14 protein-coding genes are annotated in these 11,744 nt (G+C 48.8%); 7 read left to right on the top strand and 7 right to left on the bottom strand.

Features of this window, described 5'->3' with window-relative positions; all coding sequences use genetic code 11:
* Positions 1-21 precede the first annotated feature (21 nt).
* On the top strand, positions 22-1,215 hold the full coding sequence (locus K6T23_RS17610) for an aspartate kinase (RefSeq protein ID WP_238282101.1): 1,194 nt from the start codon (positions 22-24) through the stop codon (positions 1,213-1,215).
* Here the strand turns inward: K6T23_RS17610 and K6T23_RS17605 are convergent, their stop codons facing one another.
* Entirely contained in the window at positions 1,216-1,710 is a 495-nt protein-coding gene (locus tag K6T23_RS17605; RefSeq protein ID WP_053429252.1) for a L,D-transpeptidase family protein, read from the bottom strand.
* A gap of 99 nt (positions 1,711-1,809) precedes the next feature.
* Positions 1,810-2,406, bottom strand: coding sequence for a spore coat protein (locus tag K6T23_RS17600; protein ID WP_056540914.1), 597 nt, complete (start codon positions 2,404-2,406; stop codon positions 1,810-1,812).
* A 152-nt stretch (positions 2,407-2,558) separates the two neighbouring features.
* On the opposite strand from K6T23_RS17600, the gene K6T23_RS17595 reads away from it, so the two are divergent.
* From K6T23_RS17595 to K6T23_RS17585, 3 genes are all read left to right on the top strand, one after another.
* Positions 2,559-3,188 (top strand): LysE family transporter, encoded by a 630-nt coding sequence (locus tag K6T23_RS17595; protein WP_056540918.1) that lies wholly within the window; start codon positions 2,559-2,561, stop codon positions 3,186-3,188.
* A gap of 60 nt (positions 3,189-3,248) precedes the next feature.
* On the top strand, positions 3,249-3,977 hold the full coding sequence (locus K6T23_RS17590; protein ID WP_056540921.1) for a YqcI/YcgG family protein: 729 nt from the start codon (positions 3,249-3,251) through the stop codon (positions 3,975-3,977).
* 81 nt (positions 3,978-4,058) lie between these two features.
* A complete protein-coding gene (locus K6T23_RS17585; RefSeq protein WP_056540923.1) occupies positions 4,059-5,003 on the top strand; it encodes an arginine deiminase family protein in 945 nt (314 codons plus the stop codon).
* 67 nt (positions 5,004-5,070) lie between these two features.
* Here the strand turns inward: K6T23_RS17585 and K6T23_RS17580 are convergent, their stop codons facing one another.
* Complete coding sequence (locus K6T23_RS17580; RefSeq protein WP_056540927.1) at positions 5,071-5,448, bottom strand: winged helix-turn-helix transcriptional regulator; 378 nt, start codon at positions 5,446-5,448, stop codon at positions 5,071-5,073.
* Between the two features lie 138 nt (positions 5,449-5,586).
* Between K6T23_RS17580 and K6T23_RS17575 the strand changes: the two genes are divergently transcribed.
* Positions 5,587-6,567 (top strand): zinc-binding dehydrogenase, encoded by a 981-nt coding sequence (locus tag K6T23_RS17575; protein WP_056540932.1) that lies wholly within the window; start codon positions 5,587-5,589, stop codon positions 6,565-6,567.
* Between the two features lie 115 nt (positions 6,568-6,682).
* On the opposite strand, the gene K6T23_RS17570 is transcribed toward K6T23_RS17575, so the two are convergent.
* Positions 6,683-7,417, bottom strand: coding sequence for a sugar phosphate isomerase/epimerase family protein (locus tag K6T23_RS17570; RefSeq protein ID WP_056540935.1), 735 nt, complete (start codon positions 7,415-7,417; stop codon positions 6,683-6,685).
* A 16-nt stretch (positions 7,418-7,433) separates the two neighbouring features.
* Positions 7,434-7,874: a MarR family winged helix-turn-helix transcriptional regulator gene (locus K6T23_RS17565; RefSeq protein WP_056540938.1), complete on the bottom strand. Its 441-nt coding sequence runs from the start codon at positions 7,872-7,874 to the stop codon at positions 7,434-7,436.
* A 186-nt stretch (positions 7,875-8,060) separates the two neighbouring features.
* Here K6T23_RS17565 and K6T23_RS17560 point away from each other — a divergent pair, with 186 nt between their 5' ends.
* On the top strand, positions 8,061-9,248 hold the full coding sequence (locus K6T23_RS17560; RefSeq protein ID WP_079515626.1) for an MFS transporter: 1,188 nt from the start codon (positions 8,061-8,063) through the stop codon (positions 9,246-9,248).
* A 45-nt stretch (positions 9,249-9,293) separates the two neighbouring features.
* Here K6T23_RS17560 and K6T23_RS17555 read toward each other — a convergent pair whose 3' ends face one another.
* Positions 9,294-10,490: an MFS transporter gene (locus K6T23_RS17555; protein ID WP_056540943.1), complete on the bottom strand. Its 1,197-nt coding sequence runs from the start codon at positions 10,488-10,490 to the stop codon at positions 9,294-9,296.
* Positions 10,491-10,900: 410 nt separating this feature from the next.
* A complete protein-coding gene (locus K6T23_RS17550) occupies positions 10,901-11,212 on the bottom strand; it encodes a winged helix-turn-helix transcriptional regulator (RefSeq protein WP_238282099.1) in 312 nt (103 codons plus the stop codon).
* Positions 11,213-11,358: 146 nt separating this feature from the next.
* Between K6T23_RS17550 and K6T23_RS17545 the strand changes: the two genes are divergently transcribed.
* Complete coding sequence (locus K6T23_RS17545) at positions 11,359-11,733, top strand: DoxX family protein (protein WP_053429263.1); 375 nt, start codon at positions 11,359-11,361, stop codon at positions 11,731-11,733.
* Positions 11,734-11,744 lie beyond the last annotated feature (11 nt).

The raw sequence follows: 11,744 nt of genomic DNA, 5'->3' as shown, positions 1-11,744 counted from the left end.
CTATTTACGAAAGAAGGGGACATGGTGGAGATCATCGTACAGAAATTCGGAGGCACTTCAGTGGGATCGGTGGAAAGAATCAAACGGATGGCCCAGCATGTCATCCGTGAGAAGCAAAAGGGGAAAGAAGTGGCCGTCGTCGTGTCCGCCATGGGTGACACGACTGACCATTTGACGAAGCTCGCTGGGGAAATCACGGCCCATCCACCGAAACGGGAGATGGACCTCCTGTTATCCACTGGTGAACAAATCACCATTGCCCTGTTGACCCTGTCGATTCAAGAGGCGGGATTCAAAGCCGTTTCTCTTACTGGGCGACAAGCGGGCATCAGAACAGATGGCGTCCATGGGAAGGCCAGGATAAAAGAGATCGACCCATCCCGAGTGCAGGATGAGCTCCGTAAAGGAATCATCCCTGTGGTGGCGGGATTCCAGGGAATCACAGACGCCGGTGAAATCACGACCCTTGGAAGGGGAGGTTCCGATACGACGGCGACGGCCCTTGCTGCAGCCCTTGGTGCGGAGCGCTGTGATATCTATACGGACGTAGATGGGATCTATACGACAGATCCCCGGGTTGTGCCTGCTGCGACGAGAATCCCACATCTTACCTACCGTGAGGTTCTCTGTCTCGCTGATTCCGGGGCAGCTGTCATCCATCCCAGGGCCGTCTTTCATTCAAAAAAGAGCAGGATTCCGTTCCGTATCCTTCCAGGCTTGATCAAAGGCGAGGGAACACTCGTGGATGACCACATTCATACCACTGATCGGGGCCCTGTCGGTGTTGCGTTCAAAGATGAGGTCACCTCCATCAGTATGAAGGATTCCGCTTACGGGTTGGAATCCCTTCTCAAGGAATCCCTCGAAGTCATCCACGTGAAACCCGATTTGCACTGGAAGGGGCAGGATCTGACCCTGACGGTGGATGCATCTGACCGCAGCGACGTCGAGCATCTGTTGCGCGATCTTGGCCAGGAATACTCGAAGAAGGTGGAGCAGGCAAAAGTGACCATCGTGAAATCACCGGGTTCAGACATTCTGAGGTTCGGGGTGAGGTCCACTCTTGGTGATTCCGGAATCGATGTATCTTCCATCCATGAAGATCCGGAAAAGGTAACGGCCCTTATCGGGTCGGAGGATATTTACAGAGCTGCTGACGTGCTCCACACGTTTGCCGGTCTCGATGCTTCCGGGGCCAAAAGGGTCGTGAGGTGATCAAGGGGTGATCATGACAGGTGTTCCCACCGGGATGATTCCTGCCAGCTCCTCCACGTCCTTATTCTGCATCCGGATGCATCCAGCCGATACCGCTTTTCCAATCGAGCTTGGATCGTTGGTTCCATGGATGCCATAACCTTGCTTCGACAAGCTCATCCACATCGTCCCGTATGGACCACCTGGATTGGGAGATTTGTTGATCACGATGAACTCACCGATCGGGGTTTCATGGAGCATCCTTCCTACTGCTATGGGATATTGCTTCACCAGTGTTCCATTTTTATAAAGGCGAAGCCACCGTTTATTCACTGAAACCTCGATTCTGTACGGGATGGTATGGGTATTCGGGATGCCAGGAATGACAATGGGCTGCCCTGGATAAATCGCTCCCGGGCTCACACCGGGATTGGCATCGATGATGGTCTTAAGTGGCTTACGGAAATCGGTGGCAATCTGATACAGCGTTTCTCCTGTCTTGACAATATGGATCAACGAAATACACCTCCATGCCTTTTTATCAACCATCATATGTCTGGATGGGTGGGCATGTGAAAAATCCCGTCCTTCAAAACGAAGGACGGGATTTTTTGATCAATGCTTAGTTTGATTGGAAGGGGCATAACTTTGAAGCATGAGGGCCATGTCCTGAGCCTGCAGCTGAGGAACCTGATAGTACCCATGTTTATTCTGATAAAGGAAGGTTTCGTAGCTCATCTCGATGAAGTTCGGCACGCTATCTGCCACCACTCTTCTCAGGACGGGATTGGTCATTTCAAGGGCCGTCATGGCAAGAAGGGAGGCGAGGGACTTGGTCTGACCGAGCATGTAAGCGGATAAGCCATTGTCCGATAGGTCCTGTACAGACGCATTCGGCTTTTTGGGCGCTCCTGCTTTGATGCCATAAACGGTTTGATGCTCCTGCGTCATCTCGTAAACCTGTGTCGGAACCTGAGGCTTGCTGCCTGTTGAGAAGCTTTCGACAATGGTATTATATAGCGTTGTCACAAATGAGGACTGGCGATGAAGGATGTCCTTCAGGGCCGGATCCTGAATGTGGGGCTCATACATTTGATACTGATCAAGCATGGAGATGATTCCTGCAATCACTTCGTGGGCATCAAATAGTTCATGCCCGCCATGATTCGGCGGTGCCTGCATGTGTTGCTGGTTGAAAGGCTGTTGGTCCATTGTGTATCCCTCCTGGAAACTGTCATTCGCCATTTAGTATGTACACTGCGCAGGATTACATGCAAAGCAGAAGGTCCCCACCACAATATCCACGACTATTTCAAGACAAGCCTGAATACAATGGAAGAAAGACGTGGTAAAGGTGGGCATTCATGAGTATTTTCTTCAGTTATATCTTCCTGGGATTATCTTTGTCTGCACCGATGGGGCCAATCAATGCGGCTCAGTTGGACAAGGGGATACGCTATGGATTTTGGCATTCATGGCTCGTAGGCGTCGGAGGCATGGGAGCCGACGCCATCTTCATGCTTGCCATTTACTTTGGGCTCGCACCGTTCATCGACACGCCGATCATCCAATTGATCCTGTGGATGTCGGGTGCGTTCATCCTGATCTTCACGGGTATTGAAAGTATTGCGAAATCCCATGAACTGATGCAACCGCAACAGGGGGCTGAAGGAGAGTCCAAGAGAAAATCGCTATGGACAGGTTTTATCATGGCACTATCGAATCCCCTCAGCATCATTTTTTGGCTTGGGATTTACGGTTCGATCCTTGCTCAAACGACTTCCTCCTACGGAACAGGTCATGTCCTCCTATATAGCCTGGGGATTTTTATCGGAATCACGATTTGGGATATCACCATGGCCATCATTGCCACGGGTGCCAAGAAATATGTCCGTCCGGGTGCATTGCGTCTCATCTCGATACTCTCTGGAGTGGTCATGTTCGGCTTCGGCATTTACTTTGCCATCCGTGCAGCGGATGTATTGTTCTCCTAGACAGACACCCAGTTCATGACCGTTACATATCATGTGGTGTATTTCCGAGGGGGGACACCAATGATTCTGAATCGTGAATGGATCGAAGGGAACAGAGACGCGATGAAAGAATGGGAGCAAGAGGCATACGATTATTTCAAGGAAATGATGGAAAATCGTGATCAGCCATACCCTTGCGTTCCAGGAGTTCAAGGCTTTCAAAAAGATATGGTAAGGTACGGCTTCGCTTCAGGCGAACCGGAAGCCGCAGGTGGAAAACTCGCTTCTATGCTGTCAGAATACACACGCATGTCGAGGTCAGCCGGCACATTTACCTCCTTGGTCGTATTCTTTGAATGGAAGGAAGGAACAGTCGATGGATTCAGGGATCGATTCTGGGGGCTGCTGAATCAGCTTCACGCAGATGACCCCGTACCATGGCCTGAGGGCATTTCAGAAGATCCCTCCCATCATTCATGGGAATTCTGTCATCACGGAGAGTCGTACTTTGCATTCTGTGCGACCCCTGCTCATCAAAAACGGAAGAGCCGACACTTCCCTTACTTCATGATGGCCTTTCAGCCGCGATGGGTGTTCGAAGAAATCAATTCAGGAACACCCCTTGGTCAGAAAATGAAAAAAATCATCAGATATCGCCTTGAGAAGTACGATGAGGTAGAGGTTCATCCTAGTTTGAAGTGGTACGGTCAGGAAGATAATTTTGAATGGCAGCAATACTATCTGGGAGATGATGATGCCTCCATTAGTAAATGTCCATTTTTGAATAGCTTGAAAGCCGCTAAGAGATGAGGGTTCCTTGTCTCTTTTTTTGTATGCTCGGATGATGCAAGGGGGATTCTAATGAGCATATGAAGTGATGGAGGCAATGACATGGATAAGATACAGCCGAGATGTGAAAATGAATTTGGTGAATTGAAGACCGTACTGGTATGTTCCCCTTCCACCCTGGACGTTCCCGATCAAAAAACAGCCGATTACGTGCAGTGGGAAAAACCTGTTGATCACGAGATCGCGTTGGAAAACTTCCAGGCGATGAAGGCAGCGATGGAGTCGGAAGGTGTCAAGGTCATTGATTATGCGGACTATCTGAAGGAGGATGATGCTGCGCTGAGCCGTCAACTCATCAACAGGATCTTTGTGAGGGATCTTGCTTGTGTGTTTCGTGACCGTCTGATTCCCGGAGATGCCGGGACATCGATGAGGGCACCAGAGTATGCGCATTCCCACCGTCTCTTCAGTGAATGGTTCGAACCTGATATTTTCCGGATTGAGGATAACAATGAACTGAAGGCACTGGAGTACGGGGATCTTATGCTGTTAAATAAAGACGCAATCCTCGTCAATACGGGTCTAAGGACAAGTATCGAAAGCATCGAAGCCGTGCAGGGGAAGATGTTTGACGCAGGCTATAGTGAAATCGCCATCATCGATCTCCCGAGGAGAGGCGATACCCTTCATCTGGATATGAATCTCAATGCGGTGGGTGAAGGCGTGATCCTGGCTAAAGGATATATGCGTTTCCTGCCTGTACAGGTCGTCCATGAGGGGGGATCCCATTATTATATGCTTGGGGATTTCCTGAGGCGGCATGGTTATGACATTCTTTGGACCGACGACGTGTCCCATACGGTAGCGGATATCAATTTCCTGAACCTGAATCCGGAAACCTTGCTTGTCTCCACGAAAATGAACAGGCACATCCTGAAGGAACACCCGAAACGGAAGCAATTACGCATCATCGAAGTGGACGTGAATGAATTGGAAAAAGGGGGCGGAGGGATCCGCTGTATGACCTTGCCATTCATACGCGCCTAGTTTCAACAGCATTCAACCCTTTTCCCGGGAAATAGTGTTGAATGCTGTCATGTATTTGAGCCTGGAATCAGGTCTGTTTCTCCATGAAGTCATACGTCGTCCAGCAGCGGTTCATATTGATGCCCTTTTCCTCTGCATAATCATCTCCCCATCTGCACATTTCAAAGAGGGTTTTCTGAAGCTTTTTGCCGAGGGCAGTCGTGGCATATTCCACTCTGGGAGGGACTTCCTGGAATACAGTACGGGACACAAGACCATGGGCCTCCAGTTCCCGTAATTGCTGGGTGAGCATCTTCTGGGTGATGTCCGGGATGGAGCGCCTCAACTCATTAAAGCGTTTGTCCCCTTCGTTCAGATTCCATAAAATCAATACTTTCCACTTTCCTCCGATCAACTCAATGACCATATCGATGGCACAGTGGTAGTCTTGCTGAAGTTCTTTCATGGTGTTTCTCCTCCCTGTATGGTTTCCATTCGGTAACTGGGGCACAGAATAGTGCCTACTTGCGGTATGGTTAGACAGTATATATTATATACCTAGAAGTTATCAGTTCATAGTATGAAAATAAAGGAGGAAATATAGATGAAAGCACTGCTGTTGGAAGGGAAGAATCAATGGGAAGAGATGAAGGTTGAGGAAGTGGATCGTCCTTCACCCGGAAAAGGAGAAGTCCTGGTTGAGATTCATGCGGCAGGATTGAATCCGGTTGATTATAAAACAGGTACCAATGGAAATGCCGCTTGGAGCTATCCTCATATCCTCGGTCTTGACGGTGCGGGGGTTGTGGTTGAACTTGGGGAAGGCGTTGACCATCCAAAAGTAGGAGACCGCGTCCTTTATCACGGAGATTGGACCAAGAAAGGATCATTTGCTGAATTCAGTACGGTAAAAGCTCACTCGGTATCCATCATTCCGGATTCGGTTTCATTCGAAGAAGCAGCCGCATTGCCAACTGCCGGATACACAGCTTACCAGGCCATTCACCGGAAATTGCCACTGGATCACATCCAGACGATCCTGATCCACGGAGGAGCAGGCGGCGTCGGTGGATTCGGCGTCCAGCTTGCGAAGCTTCAAGGAAAGACGGTCATCTCCACGGCGTCTGAGCACAACCATGAATATGTAAAATCCCTTGGAGCGGATTACGTCGTCGACTACAAAAAGGAAAATGTAGTGGAGAAGGTACGGGAACTGACCGATGGACGGGGAGTAGACGCCGTAGTGGATGCCGTCAGCAGGCAAAGTGCCACTGAATCCTTGGACATGCTTGCCTATATGGGGCATATCGCTTACATCGCCGGGGCACCTGACCTTTCTGGTGTATCACCATTCTCCATCGTACCGTCTGTCCATGAAATTGCCCTGCAGGCGGGTCATCATGCGGGAGATCGTCACGCCGAAAAAGATTTCGCGACCATCGGCGATGACCTGCTTGACCTTGTGGCAAGCGGTAAGATTGATCCCATGCTAGGAGAAACGGTGAGCTTGGAAGAAGTACCAGCCGCCCTCAAACGTCTTTCCGAACGACATGTAAAAGGAAAAATCGTGGCATTGATCAAGTAAGATACAGACAGGAAGTTTGACCCTGCCCCCGAGGTGCGGGTCTTTTTTTAATTGGAGGAGATCTGGCCTAACGAAGAAAGAACCCTGCCGGAGTGCAAGCAGAATTCTTTCTTCGTTAGGCCAATCCAATCTGTTTTAAATAATCCATGCTTTTCCTCACGCTTTCGATGGGGCTCGTCTTCGAGGCATCCTGTTCAACGATCCACCAATGGATGTTAGCGCTTTCCTCTAAGGCGAAGACAGGCTCCAGGTCAACACCACCAGTTCCCAGTTCCGCGAAGAAGCGTTCCCCATCAGTGGTCATATCCTTTAAGTGAACAAGGGGAGGATGGTAGCGTTCGATCCACTTGGCCGGATTTTCCCCGGCATATGTCAGCCAGTATACATCGAGCTCCGCCTTTACGCTCGTTTCTTCCAATATGGAAGAAAGGGCAGGGCGTCCATTATATTCTGTCAGCACTTCGAAATCATGATGGTGATAGCAAAGGGTGAGGCCGGCTTCGTGACAGCGTTTGCCAATGGCATTCAAGTCTGAGATCAAAAGCGCATAGTCACGCTCTTCTTCAGTCAGGTATGGGCATACAATGAATTTCACACCGAGCTCCAATTGCTCCTCCAAGACCTTCTTCAGATCATTCCGCAGATCTGCGAGGGGCACATGGCTGGAAATGGCCTGCAGTCCACAGGATTGAAGTGCCTCCTTAACCTCCAGGATATCCAGCCCACCGTGACCTGCAAGCTCGACTCCGTCGAACCCCATCTCAGCCACTTTTCTCAATGTACCTTTGAAATCCTTGTCCACTTCCTCCCTCAGCGTAAACAGCTGCAGGGCAACAGGTATTTTCTTCAAGGTTCCGCCTCCTCATTCAGTCCGTCCTGTCCCTCATATTCTGATTGATGAGTTGAAGGACTTCTTTATACACTTCTAACTTCTCTTCAGGAATCCCTTTTAAAATCTGATTTTCAAATACATCCTCAATGAAAGGAGTCAGTTCCTGCTTCACGTTTTTCCCTTTATCCGTGATGTGGATCAAGAAGGAGCGGCGATCGTCGACATTCTTTTTCTTCGTAATCAGATTTTTGCGTTCAAGGATATCGAGGATTCTAGTGACGGTAGGCTGGTCCTTGTCGGCAAGCTCAGCCAATGCTTTCTGGCTGATCCCATCGTTGGCTGCCAGGCGTTTCAGTACGGTCCACTGTTCCGGCGTAAGATCAAATTCCTTCAAATGGACGGTAAGATACCGGATGACGTTCCGGATCGTGTGACTCGTATTCAAACCGATGGATTCATCAAAAGTCGTGTTCATTTTTCATCACCTGCTAAAAGTAGATTCTTGCCTCTATCATAACGTAAATGTGGATGAGGAAGGGTAATTTTATCATAGACATAAGTAGTTGTCATGGCAACTATGTTTACAAATTCACAAATCCGCGTTATAATTAGCATGACATTAATTAAGTTAGTAAACTAAATAACAGTTAGGAGAAATGTTATGAATAAGCCAATCTGGACGCGGCCATTCATCATGACCGTCATTAATAACTTCTTTATGTTCCTTGTCTTTTACTCGTTGTTGACCATACTACCGGTATATGTGCTGGATGATCTTCAAGGAAATGAAGGACAGGCAGGACTTGTGACAACGATTTTCTTGATTGCAGCTATCATCGTCCGTTTATTTGCAGGTAAGATCCTTGAGGTGTTCGGTAAGAGAAAAGTACTTCTCGCCGGCATTTTTTTATTTTGTATCTTTACATTCGTTTATCCGTTCGTCAACAGCTTCTTCCTGTTGATGGTATTGCGTTTTGTACACGGGATCTTTTTCGCCCTGTGTTCCACCGTCCTCATGACGCTTGCAGCAGATATGGTACCCGCAGAGCGTAAAGGGGAAGGGCTTGGCTATTTCGCCATGTCCATGAACCTTGCTGTCGTTGTAGGACCATTCCTATCATTGGCTCTGCTTCAGATCCTTCCGTTTAAAATGATTTTCCTTGGTCTGGCTGTCGTATTGCTGATCGGCTTTGCCTGCTCGTTCGGAATCGAAGTGGTAGAAGAGGAGAAAACGAAGGTGTCGCCGAAAGGACGTATGACACTTGAAGACATCTTTGAATTCAAGGCATTGCCGATTGCATTCGTAGGATTCTTGACGTCCCTTGCATACTCCGGGATCATGTCGTTCATCTCGGTGTACGCGAAAGCCCTTGGTTTGTTCGAATCAGTCAGCTTGTTCTTTGTTGTATTTGCAGCGGTCATGCTGCTATCAAGACCGTTCACGGGCCGCCTATTCGACCGCTCAGGTCCAAGTGCTGTCATCTATCCGTCCCTTGTGATCTTTGCAATCGGGTTGTTCATGCTCAGCGTGACGCATACAACAGGACTGCTGTTGGTTTCCGCAGGATTGATTGGTCTTGGGTATGGGGCACTGCTCCCAAGTTATCAGACCATGGCCATCCAGAAAGCACCGAAAGAACGTACCGGGCATGCCACGTCTACATTCTTTATCATGTATGACCTTGGAATTGCGATTGGTTCATTTGCTCTCGGAATCGTTTCATCCCATCTGGGATACTCATCCCTTTACGTGGTTTGCGGAAGCATCATCATCATCACGATCGCTGCCTACGCATGGGTCTCGAAGAAACGCCGTGGCCGTCAGTTGGAAACATCTGAAGTTTCATAATAACAAGAAAGACTGGAGCCCCACAGAGGAGTCTCCAGTCTTTTTTTATACGTTGATTTCTTGAGTCTTCTCCTCTTGCAGTGCCTTGAATCTCACGTAGAAGATCGTGGTCATGATCAGTGAGAATCCGCCGAACAGGACGGTCATGACAGGCAACCCGACAAGATCGAGAAGCAGTCCTGTCATGAGAAGGACAACCTGGAAGGCCATCCGGTCGAGCATGTTCCGGAACGAGAAGAACCTCCCATGATAGTCTTTCGGCATCCTCGTCTGGAAGATGGTGGCCGCAGTCGGGAAGAAGCAGCCGACGGCAAAACCGAAGATGATGAACGACAGCACCGAAAGTACCGGGTTCCCGGCAAAGTACAGAACCAGTTGGGCAATCCCGATGATGAATGAGAAGGTGAACAGGATTCTGTAAGGGGAAATCTTTTCTCCGATTCGCTTCACGGCGAAGGCACCGATCATGAACGAGAGGCCCTCAGCCGTATAGATCCATCCCTTGATGGCGGTACTGTCCTGGATTTCACTGATGTTGATGACCATCAGGTTGAATCCCCCTATGAACAGGAGGGGGATGAGGGTCATGACCAGCGTCATGGAGACGATGGGAAGATTCTTCAGCACGGGGAAGACTTCTTTGAATCCACCTGATTTCCCTTTTGCCACCGTGGATGCCCCTTCTTCCTGGAATGAAAGGAACCAGGTGAGGCCGAATAGGATGGCATACGCCAAAAGGGAAAGGATATAAAGCATGTAGAGTGGCATGATGACCAGGAGCACGCCTCCAAGTGCCGTCCCGAGAATCCTTGATAGGGTGGACACATTCATGTGGACCCCGTTCATCTGCAGGAGCTCTTTTCCCTTTACGACCATGGGGATCGCTGCCTGAAGCGCAGGAAAATAGAATGCAGCAGAGAGCTGGATCACCATGAGGAAAACGACCATCCATAGGACGGACCCGGTGTGAATGGCGATCAGCATGAACACCACGCTCACCACCCGGATGAAGCCCGCAGCCAGCATGACCGTTTTTTTCTTCATCCTGTCAATCAGCTTTCCAGCATAGGGTCCGACCGCTAGACCGGCAAGCAATCCTGAAGCAAGGATCAGGGACTTCATAAAATCAGACGGTACTTTTTCCTGCATGAACTCGAGGTTTCCGATGATCCCGAGCCACAGTCCGAGTCCGGCGATGAACTCACCGCTCAGCAGGATCCATACGTTTTTATTTTTCCACATACGCAACCTTCTTCCGTTATTTCGCTCCTCTAAATATACACTGGAAGGGCTATGTTTGGAACAAGTCTTTTCAATTTATGTAACCGTATGACAAACAATGAAGATGGGACAAAACTAAAAAAGGCCCCTTTAATGCCGAACACGATCAGTATAGGATCTTACTACCGCTCATGATCTCCGTGCAAGACTTCGCTTTCCGCGGGTAGCCCGTGAGCCTCCTCGGCACGCCTGCGGGGTCTCACATCAGCTACTCTTCCCGCTGGAGTCTTCGTCTTGCACTCCGATCAACCGCTGGGAACAATGAAATTTTAATTTTCATTAAACGAATTTAAAACCCGAATCATTTGCTTTATCGTAGGCAAATGATTCGGGTTTTACTATGACTAAAACATATTTGTCTCAGCCTCTTTTTATAGGTGGATCCAATCCTGGGACCATTCCTCGATCCCCTTTATCAAAGGTTCAAGGGAATACCCCTTATCCGTGAGGGAGTATTCGATCCTTACGGGTGTCTCGGGGTAAACGGTGCGTTTGATGATTCCTTCTTCCTCAAGGTCCTTCAATCTTTCTGAGAGCAGCCGTCCGCTGATCCCGATAGCATCTTTGATGGCACTGTTCCGCTGAGGACCGTTCAATAGCTGGTAGATGATCAAGGTCGTCCATCTTTGACTGAGGATACCGATCGCTTTCTCGAATCGAGGACAAATTTCTGATTGTTTCACAGCCTTGCGCCTCCTTCTATGTGCCTAGTATATCACATTTTAAGTTTTTTAGTTATTTGTTTACTTGACACAACCTAGTTATTTAAGTAAAGTTGGTTACATAAAGTAACCTAATTCGCAATTACAACAAGGAGGTACAAATCTTTATGCAATCTATCGCATCATTTATTTTACGTATCGTTCTCGGATTTACATTTTTTGTCCACGGGCTGGATAAGTTTCAGGGAGGGCTCTCCAATACGGCGGACTTCTTCTCCAGTATGGGGATACCTGGATTCATGGCCTATATCGTAGCCGTTATCGAGCTTGTCGGCGGCGTGGCCATGATCCTCGGGCTTGGAACAAGAATCATCGGAGCCCTATTTACCTTGGTGATGCTCGGCGCCATTGTGACGGTTAAATTTTCTGCCGGTTTTGTGGGAGGCTATGAGTTGGATGTGGCCCTGCTGGCCATGTCGGTTTACTTCATTTTATCAAGTCAATCTGCATTTGCATTAGATAATCGCTGGAAGAAAGCATAGAGGAGGAAGAG

The sequence above is a fragment of the Rossellomorea marisflavi genome, from assembly GCF_022170785.1.
Classification (GTDB): Bacteria; Bacillota; Bacilli; order Bacillales; family Bacillaceae_B; genus Rossellomorea; species Rossellomorea marisflavi_B.
This window is presented reverse-complemented; position numbering and strand designations above follow the sequence as displayed.

Excerpts from the sequence above, each read along its gene's own strand:
- K6T23_RS17610 (WP_238282101.1), top strand. The coding sequence starts at position 22 with ATGGTGGAGATCATCGTACAGAAATTCGGAGGCACTTCAGTGGGATCG.
- K6T23_RS17600 (WP_056540914.1), bottom strand. The coding sequence starts at position 2,406 with ATGGACCAACAGCCTTTCAACCAGCAACACATGCAGGCACCGCCGAAT.
- K6T23_RS17595 (WP_056540918.1), top strand. The coding sequence starts at position 2,559 with ATGAGTATTTTCTTCAGTTATATCTTCCTGGGATTATCTTTGTCTGCA.
- K6T23_RS17590 (WP_056540921.1), top strand. The coding sequence starts at position 3,249 with ATGATTCTGAATCGTGAATGGATCGAAGGGAACAGAGACGCGATGAAA.
- K6T23_RS17585 (WP_056540923.1), top strand. The coding sequence starts at position 4,059 with ATGGATAAGATACAGCCGAGATGTGAAAATGAATTTGGTGAATTGAAG.
- K6T23_RS17580 (WP_056540927.1), bottom strand. The coding sequence starts at position 5,448 with ATGAAAGAACTTCAGCAAGACTACCACTGTGCCATCGATATGGTCATT.
- K6T23_RS17575 (WP_056540932.1), top strand. The coding sequence starts at position 5,587 with ATGAAAGCACTGCTGTTGGAAGGGAAGAATCAATGGGAAGAGATGAAG.
- K6T23_RS17565 (WP_056540938.1), bottom strand. The coding sequence starts at position 7,874 with ATGAACACGACTTTTGATGAATCCATCGGTTTGAATACGAGTCACACG.
- K6T23_RS17560 (WP_079515626.1), top strand. The coding sequence starts at position 8,061 with ATGAATAAGCCAATCTGGACGCGGCCATTCATCATGACCGTCATTAAT.
- K6T23_RS17555 (WP_056540943.1), bottom strand. The coding sequence starts at position 10,490 with ATGTGGAAAAATAAAAACGTATGGATCCTGCTGAGCGGTGAGTTCATC.
- K6T23_RS17545 (WP_053429263.1), top strand. The coding sequence starts at position 11,359 with ATGCAATCTATCGCATCATTTATTTTACGTATCGTTCTCGGATTTACA.